Source organism: Alicyclobacillus kakegawensis NBRC 103104, assembly GCF_001552655.1.
Classification (GTDB): Bacteria; Bacillota; Bacilli; order Alicyclobacillales; family Alicyclobacillaceae; genus Alicyclobacillus_G; species Alicyclobacillus_G kakegawensis.
Genome location: NZ_BCRP01000003.1, coordinates 178678 through 195927 on the forward strand (window position 1 = coordinate 178678; position 17250 = coordinate 195927).

Consider the following 17250-nt stretch of genomic DNA (forward strand, 5'->3'; position numbering starts at 1 on the left):
TGTCGCTCCCGTGGGGAGCGCGCGGCCTTCGCTTTGTTTGCAATAGGGATTGGGCGCTGTCACACGTCGCGCACCGGCACCTTGGGACGGATGGCTTTGCGGCCGGCGCGGCGCAACGACAAGGTGAACGTGGGCACGGCGGCGGCGACGAGCACCATCCCCCACTCCAACGGACCCAGCGGCACCGTGTTGAACGCTTCGGCCACAGGCGGGATGTACAGTGTGATGAGGAACAACGCCACCGAAGACGCCACCGCGAGCAGGAGCCAGCCGTTCTCCCACAGGCTGCGCCTGAAGATACCACCCTGCAGGCTGCGGCAGTCGAACACCAGAATCAGCTGCGCCATCGTCAACGTGGCGTACGCCATCGTCTGGGCGTGGGAGAGGTTTTGCGGGTTCTGGCGCAAGGACCAGAAAAAGACCGCCAAGGTCACCAGGCCGATGAGCGTGCCGCGGCTGACAATCTTGAGCCCCAGTCCACCTGCGAATATGCCTTCGCGCACGTCGCGCGGCGGCCTGTCCATGATGTCCTTTTCCACCGAATCCACGCCCAGGGCAATCGCCGGCAGCCCATCGGTGACCAGGTTGACCCACAGAATTTGAATCGGCAAGAGCGGCAGCGGCAGCCCGGCCAGCATGGCCAAAAACATGGTGATGATTTCACCCACGTTGCTGGCCAAGAGGTAACGGATGAACTTCTTGATGTTGTCGTAGATGCCGCGCCCTTCCTCAATCGCGGCGACGACGGTGGCAAAATTGTCGTCAGCCAGCACCAGGGAGGCGGCCTCCTTGGCCACATCGGTGCCAGCCATGCCCATGGCGACGCCAATATCCGCCTGCTTGATGGCCGGAGCGTCGTTGACGCCGTCCCCGGTCATGGCCACGACTTCGCCGTTGCTCTGCAACGCGCGCACGATGCGCAGCTTGTGCTCAGGGGTAACGCGCGCGTACACATAGATGTCGCGCGCCTGCTGGGCCAACTCCTCGTCCGACATCGCATCCAAGGCCGCGCCCGTGACCACCCGGCCACTCTCAGGCAGAATCTCCAGTTGACGCGCGATGGCGGTCGCCGTCTCCTGATGGTCCCCCGTGATCATCACCGTCCGCACCCCGGCCCGGTGACAGGTGCGGATGGCTTCGTACACCCGATCGCGCGGGGGGTCCATCATGCCCGTCATGCCGGTGAACACCAGCTCGGTCTCCGGATCGCGCGTTGCCTTGGCCGCCTCGACGCTGGGAAAGCGCCGATACGCGAACGCCAGGTTGCGCAAGGCCTGAGCGGCCATCTGTTGGTTGGCCGCGAGAATCTGCCGGCGCAGCCCCTGCGACAGAGGTTCCTCGCGCCCTCCAGTCAGCACCTTGCTGGAACGCTCCAGCAGCACGTCGGGCGCGCCTTTGGTCAACAGCAGGGTCTCCTCACCTTGGCGCACCAAGACGGACATCAGCTTGCGCTCCGATTCAAATGGGATTTCATCGATCCGCTCGAACCCCGCCTCCTCCGGTTTCAGCCCGGCCTTCATGGCCATCACCAAGAGCGCGCCCTCGGTCGGATCGCCGTCGAGCAGCCAGTCGTCCTCCTCGGATTGGGGTTTGAGCACAGCGTTGTTGCACACGGCCGCCACCTCGACCAGCCGCTTAACGGCCGGCCTGCGCAGCGGTTGAACGGGCCGATCCTCATAGATAAAGTTGCCGACGAGATTGTAACCGGAGCCGGTGACGCCGAACCACTCGCCATCCGCCCACACCCGCTGCACCGTCATGCGGTTCTGTGTCAGGGTGCCGGTCTTGTCGGAGCAAACCACCGTCGCACAGCCGAGTGTCTCCACCGACGGCAGCTTGCGGACAATGGCATGCCGCTTGATCATGCGCTGGACGCCCAGCGCCAAGGCAATCGTCACTATCGCCGGGAGCCCCTCGGGAATCGCCGCCACGGCCAGGCTGACGCCGGCGAGGAACATGTCGTACAGGTTGTGCCCGTGCAAGACGCCGGCCGCCACGACAAGCAGGGTGATGCCGAGCGCCAGCCACACCAGCACCTTGCCCAACTGGTCCAGCCGCCGCTGCAGCGGTGTCATCGTCTCCTCCGACTGCTGCATCAGGTCGGCAATCTTTCCCATTTCCGTCGCCATGCCGATTTCTGTGACCACAAACTCCGCCCTGCCCCGGGTCACCATGGTGCCCATATAGACCATGTTCTTGCGATCGCCCAGGCTCGACACCGGGTCGACAAAGACGCCCGCTTGCTTGCTGACGGGTACGGACTCACCGGTCAGCGACGACTCCTCCACCGTCAGCGCCTGGGCGACCAACAGGCGGCCGTCCGCAGGCACCCGGTCCCCACCCTCCAGGAGCACGATGTCGCCGGGAACCAGGTCCCGCGCCGGCACCCAAACCACCTCGCCGCCGCGGCGCACGCGGGCGTTTGGGGCGGTCAAAGCCTTGAGCGCAGCCAGGGACCTTTCCGCCCGCACCTCCTGCACAAACCCCAACACCCCATTGAGGATGATGATGGCGATGATGGTGATTGCGTCCGTGTACTCGCCGAGCAGCCCGGAGATGAGTGTGGCGGCAATCAGGACCAGAATCATGAAGTCTCTAAATTGATTGAAAAACACCGTCAAGAGCGACACCTTTGCGCCCTCCGCCAGCTGATTGACGCCATACTTGGTGCGCCGCGCCTCGACTTCGGCCGGGGCCAAACCGGAAGGCGTCGCCTCGAGAATGGACAGACAATCGCCGGCCGACAGGGCATGCCAGTTCTTCTCCACCGGAGCCACCCCTTTGAATCTCTGGCGCCTACGGGCGGTGCGCGCTTGCCGCCCCAGGGCCTCTTTACCCAGTGTCCTGTAATGCATATGCTTGTACGGTAAGAAACATGTCCGAGCCCCTACGGCTGACGGCGGAGGGATATAACATGGATAGCTTGGCACTTAAAGCCCTGGTGCGAGAATGGAAAGAAAAATACGCCGGAGCCCGCGTGGACCGGATTCATCAACCAGGCGACAGGACCCTGGTGCTCACCGTGCGGCAGGTGGGCACCCACCGCCTAGTCCTGTCTGCCGAACGGGGCCGCGAGCGCGCCCACACCCTGTTCTTTGCGCGCCCCGACAATCCTGTCGATCCCCCTATGTTCTGCATGCTCGCCCGCAAGCACTTGGTGGGCGGGCGCATCCGGGACATCCGGCAATACGGGTGGGACCGCGTGCTGGATATCGTCGTGGATACCGTCGACGAACTGGGCGATACGGCCGTGTTCACACTCACCCTGGAGCTGATGGGCAAGCACAGCAACCTGATTCTGTGCCGCGCCGACGCGGAGGGGAACCCGGACCGTATTGTCGATGCCATTGTCCGGGTTCCCTCCGACCTCAGTCGGGTGCGTCAGGTTTTGCCCGGCCTCGCGTACGTCCGCCCGCCCGCCCAGGAACGGCCGGCCATTGACCGCGTCACCCGAAACGACCTCGAGCGCCTGGCTGGCTTGCCGGCGGACGATGCAAAGGAATGGACGCGCGCCTTGATGCGGGCGGTGGCCGGCGTGGGCCCGGTGACAGCGCGTGAGGTCTGGGCGCGGGTGAGTGCTGAGACGGGCGCCGGGACGGCAGACCCGGAGCAGGTGGTGAGCACGCTCGAAATACTCGCGCGCGCCTCGGCGCTGGGATTAGAGTCGGCCTGTGTGGGACTGGATGAACTGGGGCGGGTGACCGCCTGCGCCCCCTTTCGCCTCAGCGCTTACGAGCGGCATCAGGGAGTTTCTTCCTTTGACGAGGCGTTGGCCCGGTTTGCTCAGGAACACGACGCCAAACAGGCCCTGACGGGACAAAAGGCAAACCTGGTGCGCGCCCTCACGGATCAACTGGACAGGCTGCGCGGCAAGCGGACGAAATTGGAAGCCGAACTGGAGCACGCGGAGGATCACGAATCCTTGCGCATTATGGGCGAACTGTTGACCGCCTACGCCCACCAGGTGGACAAGGGAGCGAGCCAGGTCACACTGGAAAATTTTTATGACGACAACCGCCCCATGACCATCCCGCTCGATCCGTCCAAGTCGGCGACACAGAACGCGCAGGCGTATTTTAAGCGGGCGAGCAAGCGAAAACGCGCGCTGACCCTGGCCGCGGATGAACTGGCACTGACCCTGGCCGACATAGCCTACCTGGAGTCGTGCCTACTGCAGGCGGAAGACGCGGACGCCGAGCAGTTGCCTCTGCTACGTGAAGAATTGGTGGAACAAGGGTTCCTCAAGCCCAGCCCGCGGCGCGGCGGCAACAAAGCCCAGCGCGCCAAACACCGCAGTGGCCGGCCGCAGTTTGCCCCGTACACGTTCCGGAGCAGCGATGGTTGGAGCATCCTGGTCGGCCGCAGCAACCAACAAAACGACCGACTCACCCTGCGCCAGAGCCGGCCGCAGGACATCTGGATGCACGTCAGAGACCAGCCCGGGTCACACGTGGTCATCCGTCGCCAAAGTGAAACGGTGCCGGAGCGAACGTTGCGGGAGGCAGCCATGCTGGCGGCCTACTACAGCAAGGCCCGCGATTCCTCCAACGTCGCGGTCGATTACACGGACATCCGCCACGTCTGGAAACCCAACGGCGCCCGTCCCGGGCATGTGTTGTACAATCAACAGCGAACCCTGTTTGTGACACCGGATCGCTCGCAAGTGGGGCTGCTGCTGGAGCAGATTGGCCAACCGTCGAACAAGTGAAGGGCTTCGTCCGCCAGCGATTCGGGCAGGCTGGGCGACGTCTGCGGCGGCCATCCCCACACATAGCAGAGGGTCTGGGCCAGGTCCTCGCGGTTTACGTGTGCGGCCAACAGCAGGGCGAGGTGCTGGCCGTGGAGGACCCATGTCTCACCCTGCACCTGTTCACGCCACCAGCGGGCCCAACGAGCGGTCTCGCGGCGGGAGGCAGCCACGGCGAAAGACTTCCAAAGCTCAAAATAAGTGACCATCGCCTGCAGCCGCCCCTCTTCTCCGAGCCCGGCGAAGGTAGGCGGGATCTGTTGGGCGAGCAAAAACCCGTCCACCAACGTCGATCCGATGACCGGTTGACTGGTGAACACCGGTTCGGCGATGGTCTCGATGACGCGCCACGTGCGTAGACAGAAGTCTTGCCCGCGCCGCCCGCAGGGCACGGCGTCCAGAGCCAATTGGTACAGCCGGCCCGCCACTTGCTCAATGTCGAACACCTGCCCTTCGGCCAGCAGGTGGTTGAACACCACGTGCCGGTAGGCCTTGATGACGACCACGGCGCCAGGCCAGAAGCGGCCTTCGATATACAATCGCCCCTGCCCTTGCAGGGCGTCCAAGACCGCGTAGACCAAGCCGGTCTCCTTCTCCTTGATGGACACCCCGACCACCTCCACCCATTGTTCCACCAGGTTTTCATGCACCTTGACGACGGCATCGTGCTCTCCTCCTGGGAGAGGCAACTGCACGCCGATCTCGCGCATCACCTCGATGCAGTGCATACCGGTGACCGAATCGCTGGCCGAAGCCGCGCGTTTGGCGATGTCGCAGATCTGTTCGATGTTGTCCAAGGCGGCATGCCAGTCCCGTTTCCGGCATGCGCGCTGATAGTCCCGGATGACCAGGTGCACGATGCGCTCCGGTTTGAGCAGTTGAACCACCGCGTACATGTAGATCAGCATGCTGACAAAGCAAATGACGACCAACACCAGGTCCGCGCTCATCTCCGGGACCAGGGCGCGCGGCAGCGGATCGCGGAGCGGATCGCGGATTTTGGCCATCAAGACAAAGCTGTGCATGATAGTCACCAAGTACAGCAAAAATAACGACGCGTTATAGGGCAGCCGCATGTAGAAATCGAGGACGCGATGGGTGTAGTTGCTGGCGGCGAGTTGAATCGCGACGAGTATAATGGAAATGGCCAGTGCGAGAATGGTGGAGAGCGAAGACACGATGGTGTTCAGATAGTTGCGGGCCGTATCCGTATCCCCGGTGAAGATCTCGGGCGGATACAGGAACACGATGGTAATCAGGAGCGCCGCCAGCAGCAGGTGGAACGCCCAGGACGAGGAGGCGCTGCGCAGGTGGCCAAAAACGGTTGCCATTCGTACGCTCTCGGGCCGCTGTCGCACGTTGTCGCTCTCTCCTTTGCCAGACTGGACTTTCCAAGTGGACTCGACTGATTTATTATGTATCAGGGTTTGAGAAATCATCAGGTTGCGATGTGAGAGGAGCGTCCTTGGCATGAGTACTCAGGTCAGCAAACGACTGGCGGCGGGCGCCAATCGTCCAGCCGCTGCGGAGAACGTGCTGACGTCGACACAGGCTGCCGTACACGCGGCGCTGACCCGCCTGGGTTATTCAGAAACGGTTTACGAACTGTTGAAGGAACCCGTGCGCACCCTCACCGTGAGGATTCCGGTGCGCATGGACAACGGGGATGTGCAGGTGTTTACCGGATACCGCGCACAGCACAACGATGCGATTGGCCCGACCAAGGGCGGCATCCGTTTTCATCCGGCGGTCACGGTTGACGAGGTGAAGGCTCTCTCCATTTGGATGAGCATAAAGTGCGGCATCTTCAATCTCCCCTACGGCGGCGCCAAAGGCGGCATCGTTTGCGACCCTCGGACCATGTCGATTCAGGAACAGGAACGGTTGGCGCGCGGATACGTGCGCGCCATCAGCCAGATTGTCGGACCCACGAAAGACATCCCCGCTCCCGACGTATACACCAATCCCCAGATCATGGCCTGGATGTACGATGAATACAGCCGCATTCGCGAATACGACTCCCCCAGCTTCATCACCGGCAAGCCGCTGGTGCTGGGCGGATCGGCCGGGCGGGAGAGGGCGACGGCGCTCGGGGTGTGCATCGCCATTCGCGAAGCCGCGGCCAAGCGGGATCGGAAACTGCAGGACCTGCGCGTGCTCATTCAAGGGTTTGGAAACGTGGGCAGCAACGTCGCCGCCATCCTGCATGAATGGGGGGTCAAAGTGGTCGGCATCAGCGATGCCGGCGGCGGCCTGTATGACAAGAACGGTTTGGACGTCCCTGCGCTGCTGGACCAACGCGACTCCTTCGGCATGGTGACGACGAATTACTCGGACGTCCTTAAGGGCGACGAGTTTCTGGTGCAGGACTGCGATGTCCTGGTGCCCGCCGCCTTGGAAAACCAAATCACCATCGACAATGCCGACAAAATCCGGGCCTCCATCATCGTCGAGGCGGCAAACGGCCCGACCACGCCGGCGGCGGAACAGGTGCTCCAGGAGCGCGGCGTGCTGCTCATCCCGGACGTGCTGGCCAATGCGGGCGGTGTCACCGTGTCGTATTTCGAATGGGTACAAAACAACCAAGGCTGGTACTGGACCGAAGAGGAGGTCAATCAACGCCTGGAACGGATGATGGTGGCTTCCGTGCACAGCATCCTACAGATGAGCGAGCGGTACCAAGTATCGCCGCGGCTGGCGGCCTATATGGCCGGTGTTCGTCCGCTGGCTGAGGCGATGCGCTGGCGCGGTTGGGTATAAGGACACACAAATGCACACATCACTAGCAGGCAGGCGCTGCTTATGGGCGGCGCCTGCTTGTTTTGTCTGTACACATCGAATATTCCACCAGGCGCACCGAAGTGATATACTTACTATGTTCAGAACTGTCCGTAGGATATCTCCAGGGACTCGGACCGAGCGGCGCCGGGCCTGGCGCCAGGACCCGAGTTCGCCGTATAGACAGGGCGCGAGGAGGAATGTGCAGTGTCTGACAAATCGCCAAACCAGCCCAAGCCTCCGGTGGGACCGACGGCGGACCACAGCCCGATTGCAGGTAAGCGCGTACAAACGGAAGGGCTCACGCGCCGCCAGTTCCTTACATACGTCCTTGGCGGAACCGGTGCGTTCATGGGCACCATCATGGGCGCCCCGCTCATCATCAGCGCCTTTGATCCACTTCACCGCGGGGCGGGTGGCAGTTACGCCCGCACGTCCTGGAAACCGTCCGACTTTAATGACAAGCTCCCAACCCACGTGACGTACAACATCCACATTGATGACGCGTGGGACTCGCAGGACAAAGCGAATGATGTCTTTGTCATCAAGTACCAAAGGAAATTGATGATTATGTCCCATACCTGCACGCACTTGGGGTGCCATGTCAACGGTTCGGAGGAGAACGGAAAATCGGTGGCGCCCAAGTACGGGAACGGCAAAGAATGGTTCATGTGCCCTTGCCACGGCAGCCAATACAACATCTACGGTGTGCCGACGCCCGGCTCGCCTGCCCCACGCCCGCTGGATCTCTACCAGTATCGCGTGGAAGCGGACGGCACCATATCCGTCGGGCCGTCGTTCCAGCGGACGAATGAGACCTGGGACGAAAACCCCAATCCGGTGGTCGAGTCGTGACGCCCTGACGACCGCCGGACGGGTACAGATGCCCTGGCCGGCGCGGGCATCACGCCCCCCAGCCAGGGCCGGACCGTCCCATCGCTACTCCTGCCCGAACGTCTCCGGGTTGCGCCGCCAGTCCCGCAAGACCTCCATGTCCCCGGAGTCAATGTACCCTTCCGAGCGTGCGACCTGGAGCAACGTGTCGTAATCCAACAGGGCGTGCGCGGGCACCCCGCTCTCCCGGGCACGCTCATCCGTCTGCGGAAATCCGTAAGAGAAGATGGCCAACACCGCCAACACCTGCGCCCCCTGCTGGCGCAGCGCGTCGACCACTTGATAGGCGGAACGACCGGTGGACAGGGTGTCCTCAATGACCAACGTCCGCGCGTCGCTCGGCAGGCGTCCTTCCACCTGGCGCCCGCGGCCGTGGCCTTTGGCGCTGGACCGGACGTACACCATCGGCAGCTGCAGCCGCTCCGACAGCCAAGCGGCGTGCGCAATGCCGCCAGTCGCCGCTCCGGCCACCACCTCGGCTCCCGGCGCGTTGTTCTTCACCCAGGCCTCAAACCCGTCTGCCACCTGGCGCCGCAGCAGCGGATAGCTCAGAATCAAGCGGTTGTCGCAGTAAATGGGAGACTTCCAACCGGAGGACCATGTAAACAGGTTGCGCGTGTCCAACTGCACCGCCCGAATCTGCAACAGCCCCCGCGCCAGGACGCGGGACGGACATGCTTCATGCGATTGTGGCGTTGTCACCGTTCACCACCTCCGTTTCGTGCCGGGCCCAGCGCCTGCCTCATTTCCTCCCAAATGTCAAACAGCGCCAGTTCTGGTTCATCGGCCCTGGTCACTGCCCGGCCCACCACCAGCCGCGACGCGCCCAGCCTCAGGGCCTCTCCCGGCGGCAGCGTCCGCCGTTGATCCGCGCGGTCTGCGAAGGCCGGGCGGGTGCCCGGAACGACCAATTCAAACCCGGGCCCAAAACGCGAGCGCAACCGCCTCACCTCACGGGCGGACGCCACCACACCGTCGAAGCCGCAGTCGTGGACCAGTTGGGCCAACCGCACCACCCACTCCTGCGGCTCGTGGTCCACGCCGATGTCCGTCAGGTCGTCGGCGCCCAGGCTGGTCAACACGGTCACACCGATCAACAGCGGTCGGAAGGCGCTTTGTTCCACCGCCTCGCGTGCAGCCGTCAGCGCTCGCCGGCCGGCAGCAGCGTGGACATTGACCATCTCCAACGGGTGCTGGCACAGGGATTTCACGGCTCCCGCCACCGTGTTCGGAATGTCGTGCAGCTTCACGTCGAGGAACACCCGCTTGTGCCGCCGCGCCAACTCATCCAGGATCTGCGTCCCGGAGGCGTAAAACAGTTCCAACCCCACCTTGTAGCCATCGACCGCGTCACCGAGGCGGTCTATCCAGGCCCGCGCCTGCTCAGCATCCGGAACGTCCAGCGCCAGGTAGGTGCGCGCCCGAACCTCGTCGTACTCCGGACCGGCCAGCCGCTCCCGCAGGGTCGCGCGCGTCCATCGCTCACTCATGGGCGACCCCCGCCAGACTGGCCGTTCCGGAGGCGTCATCGCCGCCTTGCCCCGGGTACGGACCAGCGGCCATCAACGGCGTCGTGCGAAAACGGATGGTGGAGAGCACCTCCAGCAACGAGCGCGCCGTGTCCAGCGAGGTCAGGCAGGGCACCCCGTGCTCCACGGCTGTCCGGCGGATGCGAAAACCGTCCCGCTCTGGTTTGCGCCCTTTGGTCAGCGTGTTGATGACCAATTGAATCCGCCCTTCACGGATGTCGTCCGCCAGGTTGGGCGTGCCCTGGGCCAGTTTATTGACCACCAGCACCGACAACCCTTTTCCCTTCAGGAAACGCGCCGTGCCTTCTGTGGCCGCCAGCTTGTAGCCCAGCTCCGTGAAGCCGCGCAGGATGGGCCATGCCTCCTCCTTGTCCTTGTCGGCTATCGTGGCCAGAATGGTGCCATATTCCGGCACGCGCGTGCCCGCCGCGAGCAGGCCCTTATACAACGCCTTGGCATAGGTGGCGTCGCAGCCCATGACCTCCCCGGTCGATTTCATCTCCGGCCCCAGGTCGATGTCGACGCGCCGCAATTTGGCGAAGGAGAACACCGGGACTTTGACCGCCACCAGCGGCCGCTCCGGCACCAACCCGGTCGTCCATCCCAATTGGTCCAGGCGCTGCCCCAGCACTGCCTGCATACCCAAGCGTACCATCGGCACCCCGGTGACCTTCGAGAGAAAGGGCACCGTGCGCGAGGACCTGGGGTTGACCTCAATCACGTACACCTGCCCGCCGCTGACAACGAACTGGATGTTAACCAGTCCCTTGACCGACAGCCCCCTCGCCAGACGGATGGTGTAATCAACCAACTGCTGACGAACGGATTCCGACAGAGACTGGGTCGGGTACACCGCAATCGAGTCTCCCGAGTGGACACCGGCCCGCTCAATGTGCTCCATGATGCCTGGGATGACCACCGTCTCGCCGTCGGAAATGGCGTCCACCTCGACCTCGGTGCCCTGCATGTACCGGTCAATCAGCACCGGATGCTGGTGTGAAACCTCCACAGCCTCCCGCATGTACGTCAGCAGCTCTTCATCCGAGTAGATGATTTGCATCGCACGGCCGCCCAGCACGTAGGACGGTCGCACCAGCACCGGGTAGCCGAGTTCGCCCGCCGCCGCGAGCGCCGCCCCCACAGACGTCACCGTTCGCCCTTCCGGACGCGGGATGCCCAGCTTCCGCAGCAAATCGTCAAACCGTTGTCGGTCCTCCGCCGTGTCGATATCCTGAAGGCTCGTTCCGAGAATGCGCACCCCCGCCTTCGCCAGCGGCTCCGCCAGGTTGATGGCGGTCTGACCGCCGAACTGGACAATCACCCCATCCGGCTGCTCGCGGTCGATGACATGAAGCACATCCTCGACATGCAGCGGTTCAAAGTACAGCCGGTCCGAGGTGTTGAAGTCGGTCGATACGGTCTCCGGGTTGTTGTTGACGATGACAGCCTCATACCCGGCCTCGCGAATGGCCCACACCGCGTGCACGGAACAGTAGTCAAATTCGATGCCTTGTCCAATGCGAATCGGGCCGGACCCCAGCACCAACAGCTTGCGGCGCGGACTGTCGACCACCTCATCCTCTTCCTCGTACGTGCTGTAGTAGTATGGGGTGGCCGCCGCGAACTCGCCGGCGCAGGTGTCCACCATCTTGTACACCGGGACCAGCCCGCGTTCTCGCCGCCATTGTCTCACTTCGAGGGGGTCTGCGCCGGTCAGCCGGGCCAAGGCGGTGTCCGGAAAACCGCGGCGCTTGGCCTCGACAATCAAATCGGGATCGGCTTCGGCCAGTTTCCGGAACGATCCGTACCGCTTCCCGGCCGCTTTCAGCTCCGATTCCAGCCGCACCAGTCCCTGCAGCTTGTGCAGGAACCAGCGGTCAATGCGCGTCCACTGGAACACCTTTTCCAGCGGCACCTGGCGCCGGAACGCCTCCGCGAGCACAAACAGCCGCTCGTCGTCGGCCTGCTTCAAGCGCCGCTCAATCTCCTCCATGCTCCACTCCGACGCTTCCTTTTGCCACAGGGAATCCACACCCACCTCGAGCGAACGGATCGCCTTCATCAGAGACTCTTCAAAGCAGCGGCCAATCGCCATCACTTCGCCGGTTGCCTTCATCTGCGTCCCCAGGCGCCGGTTGGCGCTGCCGAACTTGTCAAAGGGCCAGCGCGGGATCTTCGTCACCACGTAGTCGAGCGCCGGCTCAAAGCTGGCATACGTCTCGCCGGTCACCGGGTTTTTCAATTCGTCGAGGCTGTAGCCGACCGCAATCTTGGCCGCCATTTTGGCAATCGGATAGCCGGTCGCCTTCGAAGCCAGGGCGCTGGAACGACTGACCCGCGGGTTCACTTCAATGACGTAATACTGGCGGCTGTCGGGATGGAGGGCGAATTGAATGTTGCACCCGCCCTCGATGCGCAGCGCCCGAATGACCGCCAGGCTGGCCGAGCGCAGCATCTGGTGGTCCTGGTCGGACAGGGTCTGGCTCGGGGCCACGACGATGCTGTCACCCGTGTGAATCCCGACCGGATCGATGTTTTCCATGTTGCAGACGACGATGCAGTTGTCCTGGCTGTCCCGCATCACCTCGTACTCCAATTCCTTGAAACCGGCAATGCTGCGTTCCACCAAAACCTGGTGAATAGGAGACAGGGTCAAGCCCAGTTCGACAATCTCCTCGTACTCGTCCCACGTGGAGGCGATGCCGCCGCCCGTGCCGCCGAGCGTATAGGCCGGTCGAATGATGATGGGAAAGCCGATCTCGCGCGCGAACGCCCGCGCTTCCTCAATATTGGTGACAATCGAACTCTCCGGCACCGGCTGCCCCAACCGGTTCATCAGGGCGCGGAACTGCTCCCGGTCTTCCGCCTCGCGGATGGCCTCTAGCGAGGTACCGAGCAGCTTGACTCCTTCCTGTTCCAACACCCCCATTTCCGCCAGCTGGACGGCCAAGTTCAGCCCGGTCTGACCGCCGAGGGTGGGCAACAGGCCGTCAGGCTGCTCGGCGCGAATGATCTGCGCCAGGAACTCCGGTGTCAGCGGCTCCAAGTACACCTTGTCGGCAATCTGCGGGTCGGTCATGATGGTGGCTGGATTGGAGTTGACCAGCACCACCTCATACCCCTCTTCCTTCAGCGCCGCGCAGGCCTGGGTGCCCGCGTAGTCAAACTCGGCCGCCTGGCCGATGGTGATGGGCCCGCTGCCAATCACAAAGATCTTCTTGATGTCAGTGCGTTTCGGCACGGAGCACCCAGCTCCCTTCCTTGACCTGGTCTATCATGTTCATGAACTCGTCAAACAGGTAATCCGAATCATCCGGTCCGGGACGCGCCTCGGGATGATACTGTACACAGAACACCGGGTGCTTGCGGTGCGCCAATCCTTCCACGGTGCCGTCGTTGCGGTTAATGTGCGTCAGCACTAAATCGGTTCCCGGCAGGGTATCCGGGTCAACCATGTAGCCGTGGTTCTGGGAAGTGATGGTGATGCGGCCGGTGCGCAGGTCCTGCACTGGATGGTTGAGGCCCCGGTGGCCAAAACGCATCTTTGTGGTGCCCGCCCCGCTCGCCAGGGCAATCAGCTGGTGCCCGAGGCAGACGCCGAAGATGGGCACGCGGCCTATCAACTGGCGAACGGTCTCCACCGCGTAGGGAGCGTGCAGCGGATTGCCGGGGCCGTTGCTCAACATCACGCCGTCCGGTTGCCACTGGAGAATCTGGGCGGCAGTCGTGCGCGCCGGAACCACGATGACATCGCAGCGACGGGCGAGCAGTGAGCGCACAATGCCCGCTTTCATGCCAAAATCGACGGCGACGATGCGGCGCCCTTCGCCCGGGCAGCGGTACACCACCGGCGTGGTCACCCGGTCAATCGCATCCGTCGCCAACGGCTCCTGCAAACGCGCCACCAGGTCATCTGCAGGCGTGTCCTGCGTCGTCAACACCGCCTTCATCGTGCCGTGGCTGCGGATGGCCTTGGTCAGCCGGCGCGTGTCGACGCCGGCAATGCCGATGATGCCGTGATCCGACAGATACCCGTCGAGGGATCCGATGCTCTGAAAGTGGCTGGGGGCCTCGCTCCATTCGCGCACCACAAACCCTTTGACGTACGGTCGGCGCGACTCCACATCGTCGACATTGACCCCGTAATTGCCGATCAGCGGATACGTCATCGCCACAATCTGCCCGTAATAGGACGGATCGGTCAAAACTTCTTGGTAGCCGGTCATGCCGGTGTTGAACACCATTTCACCCACGGTCTCGCCGTCGGCGCCGAACGCCCAGCCCGCGAACGTAAGACCGTTTTCCAGGACCAGGCGGGCGCGCCGCCGTTGCTTGCCTCGTGCTGCCAATTCCATGCCTCCTCGCGTAGTCGTCCAGCCGGCCGGCTGCTCTCTGCTCTTATCCCCGCGTGTCCACCCGCACCCATTCCTCGTCGGCGTGGACGATACGGCCGTCCACCAGGGTCAAAGCCGGCCAGCCTCGCACCAGCCAGCCCGCGAAGGGGGTGTTGCGGCCCTTTGAATGAAACCGTTCCGGCTCTATCGGACGCTCCCGCTCCAGATTGACCGCCACCAAATCGGCCGCCGCCCCCACGCGCAGAACGCCTCCCCGCAAGCCAAAGGCCCGCGCCGGCGCGGTGGACATGCGGCGGACCAATTCCGCCAGCGGCATCCGCCCGGTCAGAACCAGGTGCGTGTAAAGCAGCGGGAAGACCGTCTCGATTCCCACCATGCCAAACGGGGCGTCGGCAATCGGATGCGCCTTTTCCAGAGCGGTATGGGGGGCGTGGTCCGTCGCCACCATATCCAGCGTGCCATCGAGGAACCCAGCCAAGCAGGCCTGCCGGTCCCGTTCGCTCTGCAGTGGCGGGTTCACTTTGTAGACCGCATCGTCACGGTCAATCACCGCGTCGCTGAGCAACAGGTGGTGCGGGGTGACCTCGGCCGTGACGCGCACCCCGCGCTGCTTGGCAAACCGTATCAGGGCCACCGCCGACTCGACGCTGACGTGGCAGACGTGCAGGTGAGCCCCCGCCTCTTCCGCCAACAGAATGTCCCGGGCTATCATCGCCGCCTCCGCGGCCGCCGGGATGCCCTGGAGTCCCAGCCGGTGCGCCGCTCCCGGCGCCAGCACGCCACCCGCCGACAGACTCTCATCCTCTGCGTGGATGGCCACCGGCAGCCCCAACCGCGCCGCCTGGAACAGAGCCTCGCGCATAAGGCCGCCGTGCTGGACGCCGTGCCCGTCGTCCGACAGGGCCACTGCCCCGGCCGCCTGCAGCGCGGAGAAATCGGTCAATTCCCGGCCCGCCTGCCCTCGGGTGATGCACCCAATCGGCAGCACCTTCGCGGCCCCGGCGGCCTCCGCCTGGCGGCGGACAAAGGTGATCCGCTCGGGAGTATCCAGCGGCGGCTTGGTGTTGGGCATGCACAGAATTTGACTGAATCCCCCGGCCGCAGCCGCCCGCGCCCCGCTGGCAATCGTCTCCTTGTCCTCAAACCCGGGCTCCCGCAGGTGTACATGGACATCGATGAAACCGGGCAACAGAACCTCGCCCTGCAGCGAGACCACCCGGTCGGCGGACGGCAGGTCGTCGCCAATCGCCGCGATGCGCCCCGATTCCTCGTCGACCAGGACACTGGCCGCAGTCAAAGACCCGTCCACCAAATCCAACAACCGGCCGCCGTCAATGCGGGTCTTCATGCGTGCACCTCCGAAAGTCGGCGGGCATGCCGGCTGTCCATCGGTCCGGAAGGTCGACCGCCGCCGGTGAAGCTGGGCAAATATTCATCAAGCAGCGCCATGCGCAGGTAGAGGCCATTTTCCACCTGGCGGAAGTAGGCGGCTCGCGCGTCCTCGTCCAGCTCCGGGCTTAACTCGTCCAGGCGCGGCAGAGGATGGAGAATGCGCGCGTGCTCAGCCAGCAGCGGCAGATGCTCGCGCCCCAACCGGCAGCGCGCGGCCTCCGCCGCTTCGTCTGCGTCCGCCAACCGCTCGCGCTGTACGCGCGTCTGGTACACCACGTCTGCTCCGGAGAGCGCCTCCGCGATGTCGTCCACCCGCTCCATCGCCAAGCCTTGCGCCCGCAACCGGGCTTCCAGTTCGCTCGGCAGGGCGAGCGAATCCGGATGGCACAGCCGCACTTGGACGTCCCGGAACCGGGCCAGCAGCAGGAGCAGGGAATGAGCCGTACGGCCGTATTTCAAATCCCCCAGAAGGGCCACCCGCAACCCGTCCACATGGCCGCACTCCCGCCACATCGTGTACACGTCCAACAGCGCCTGGGTCGGGTGCTCGCCGGAGCCGGACCCAGCGTTGATCACGGGCACCGGGCTGTATGGCGCCGCTTGCTCTATCTCCCGCTCTTCATGGTGGCGAATGACAATCGCGTCCACATAACTGCCGACGACGCGGAAAACATCCGACAACCGCTCGCCTTTTTTCGCCGAGGAGTTTTCGCGGGCGTTCTCTGCCCCCGCCACACGCGCGCCCAAACGCGCCGCCGCTGCCTCGAACGACAGCCGCGTGCGTGTGCTCGGCTCGTAGAACAAGGTGGCCAGGACCGCCCCGTCGTGGCGGACCATGACCTGCTGCCGCGGCAGCCCGCGCAACGTTTCGGCGGCCTGAAACCAGCGCTCGACATCCTGGCGCCTGAGCGACGCCGCAGAGAGCAAGTGCCTCATGCGCGCCCGCCTCCTGTTCGCGAAACCGGCGGTTCCAGCGCGCAAATCCAGACATTGTCCTCTCCGTCCACCTCGGCCAGATGGACGACAACCTCCTCGTCGCGCGCCGTGGGTACGTTTTTGCCGACAAAGTCGGGGCGAATCGGCAGCTCCCGGTGCCCGCGATCCACCAGGGCGGCCAATTGCACCATGCGCGCCCGGCCCACCAACATCAAGGCGTCCAGCGCCGCGCGAACCGTCCGCCCGGTGTACAGGACATCGTCCACCAGGACCACCACCTTGCCGCGCACCCCGTCCTCCGGCAATTCCGGCTTCTCCGGTCGCTGGAGAATGTCCGCGTCATCGCGAAACGGCCGCGGATTGAGGGCGTAGACCGGCGGACGTACGCCCTCAATGTCCAACAGTCTATCCGCGATCCGCTCAGCCAGCGGCACCCCGCGCGTGGTGACGCCGACCACAACCACGTTGTCCAGCCCGTGATTGCGTTCCAGCAGCTCGTGCGCCATACGCGTGATGGACCGTCGCATCGCCGCGGCGTCCATGATTTGCGCCTTCTTGTGCATCGCATGTTCCACCTTTCATGCCCGGGAGCACACAAAAACGACCGCTCCCCACATTT

Annotated in this window: 12 protein-coding genes; 3 read left to right on the plus strand and 9 right to left on the minus strand. The window is 64.0% G+C overall.

What is annotated here, in order from left to right; all coding sequences use genetic code 11:
* Positions 1-59: 59 nt before the first annotated feature.
* Positions 60-2777 carry a calcium-translocating P-type ATPase, SERCA-type gene (locus tag AK2_RS03710; RefSeq protein ID WP_439645078.1) on the minus strand — a complete coding sequence of 906 codons (2718 nt, stop codon included), beginning with the start codon at positions 2775-2777 and terminating at the stop codon, positions 60-62.
* Positions 2778-2914: 137 nt separating this feature from the next.
* On the opposite strand from AK2_RS03710, the gene AK2_RS03715 reads away from it, so the two are divergent.
* Complete coding sequence (locus AK2_RS03715) at positions 2915-4708, plus strand: Rqc2 family fibronectin-binding protein (protein ID WP_067931519.1); 1794 nt, start codon at positions 2915-2917, stop codon at positions 4706-4708.
* On the opposite strand, the gene AK2_RS16375 is transcribed toward AK2_RS03715, so the two are convergent.
* A complete protein-coding gene (locus AK2_RS16375) occupies positions 4624-6105 on the minus strand; it encodes a DUF2254 family protein (protein WP_169794723.1) in 1482 nt (493 codons plus the stop codon). The two genes, AK2_RS03715 and AK2_RS16375, sit on opposite strands and share 85 nt — an antisense overlap.
* Before the next feature lie 112 nt (positions 6106-6217).
* Between AK2_RS16375 and AK2_RS03735 the strand changes: the two genes are divergently transcribed.
* Both AK2_RS03735 and AK2_RS03740 read left to right on the plus strand, forming a co-directional pair.
* Positions 6218-7507 (plus strand): Glu/Leu/Phe/Val family dehydrogenase, encoded by a 1290-nt coding sequence (locus AK2_RS03735; protein WP_067931528.1) that lies wholly within the window; start codon positions 6218-6220, stop codon positions 7505-7507.
* 225 nt (positions 7508-7732) lie between these two features.
* Positions 7733-8380: a QcrA and Rieske domain-containing protein gene (locus tag AK2_RS03740; RefSeq protein ID WP_067931530.1), complete on the plus strand. Its 648-nt coding sequence runs from the start codon at positions 7733-7735 to the stop codon at positions 8378-8380.
* Between the two features lie 84 nt (positions 8381-8464).
* Here the strand turns inward: AK2_RS03740 and pyrE are convergent, their stop codons facing one another.
* The 7 genes from pyrE to pyrR are packed head-to-tail and all read right to left on the minus strand — an operon-like array spanning position 8465 to position 17194.
* The gene (pyrE, locus tag AK2_RS03745; protein WP_067931532.1) at positions 8465-9121 is read right to left on the minus strand and encodes an orotate phosphoribosyltransferase; all 657 of its coding nucleotides are present in this window, start codon (positions 9119-9121) and stop codon (positions 8465-8467) included.
* Positions 9118-9909 (minus strand): orotidine-5'-phosphate decarboxylase, encoded by a 792-nt coding sequence (gene pyrF / locus AK2_RS03750; RefSeq protein WP_067931534.1) that lies wholly within the window; start codon positions 9907-9909, stop codon positions 9118-9120. Before pyrF ends, pyrE begins: the two co-directional genes overlap by 4 nt.
* The gene (carB, locus tag AK2_RS03755; protein WP_067931536.1) at positions 9902-13189 is read right to left on the minus strand and encodes a carbamoyl-phosphate synthase large subunit; all 3288 of its coding nucleotides are present in this window, start codon (positions 13187-13189) and stop codon (positions 9902-9904) included. The genes pyrF and carB overlap by 8 nt, the downstream gene beginning before the upstream one ends.
* Entirely contained in the window at positions 13173-14297 is a 1125-nt protein-coding gene (gene carA, locus AK2_RS03760) for a glutamine-hydrolyzing carbamoyl-phosphate synthase small subunit (protein WP_245632752.1), read from the minus strand. Before carA ends, carB begins: the two co-directional genes overlap by 17 nt.
* A gap of 49 nt (positions 14298-14346) precedes the next feature.
* The gene (locus AK2_RS03765; protein WP_067931540.1) at positions 14347-15651 is read right to left on the minus strand and encodes a dihydroorotase; all 1305 of its coding nucleotides are present in this window, start codon (positions 15649-15651) and stop codon (positions 14347-14349) included.
* Positions 15648-16631, minus strand: coding sequence for an aspartate carbamoyltransferase (gene pyrB / locus AK2_RS03770; RefSeq protein ID WP_083520821.1), 984 nt, complete (start codon positions 16629-16631; stop codon positions 15648-15650). The genes AK2_RS03765 and pyrB overlap by 4 nt, the downstream gene beginning before the upstream one ends.
* Positions 16628-17194: a bifunctional pyr operon transcriptional regulator/uracil phosphoribosyltransferase PyrR gene (gene pyrR / locus AK2_RS03775; RefSeq protein ID WP_067931541.1), complete on the minus strand. Its 567-nt coding sequence runs from the start codon at positions 17192-17194 to the stop codon at positions 16628-16630. Before pyrR ends, pyrB begins: the two co-directional genes overlap by 4 nt.
* Positions 17195-17250: the final 56 nt, after the last annotated feature.

Excerpts from the sequence above, each read along its gene's own strand:
- AK2_RS03765 (WP_067931540.1), bottom strand. The coding sequence starts at position 15,651 with ATGAAGACCCGCATTGACGGCGGCCGGTTGTTGGATTTGGTGGACGGG.
- pyrB (WP_083520821.1), bottom strand. The coding sequence starts at position 16,631 with ATGAGGCACTTGCTCTCTGCGGCGTCGCTCAGGCGCCAGGATGTCGAG.
- AK2_RS03715 (WP_067931519.1), top strand. The coding sequence starts at position 2,915 with ATGGATAGCTTGGCACTTAAAGCCCTGGTGCGAGAATGGAAAGAAAAA.
- pyrR (WP_067931541.1), bottom strand. The coding sequence starts at position 17,194 with ATGCACAAGAAGGCGCAAATCATGGACGCCGCGGCGATGCGACGGTCC.
- AK2_RS03735 (WP_067931528.1), top strand. The coding sequence starts at position 6,218 with ATGAGTACTCAGGTCAGCAAACGACTGGCGGCGGGCGCCAATCGTCCA.
- pyrF (WP_067931534.1), bottom strand. The coding sequence starts at position 9,909 with ATGAGTGAGCGATGGACGCGCGCGACCCTGCGGGAGCGGCTGGCCGGT.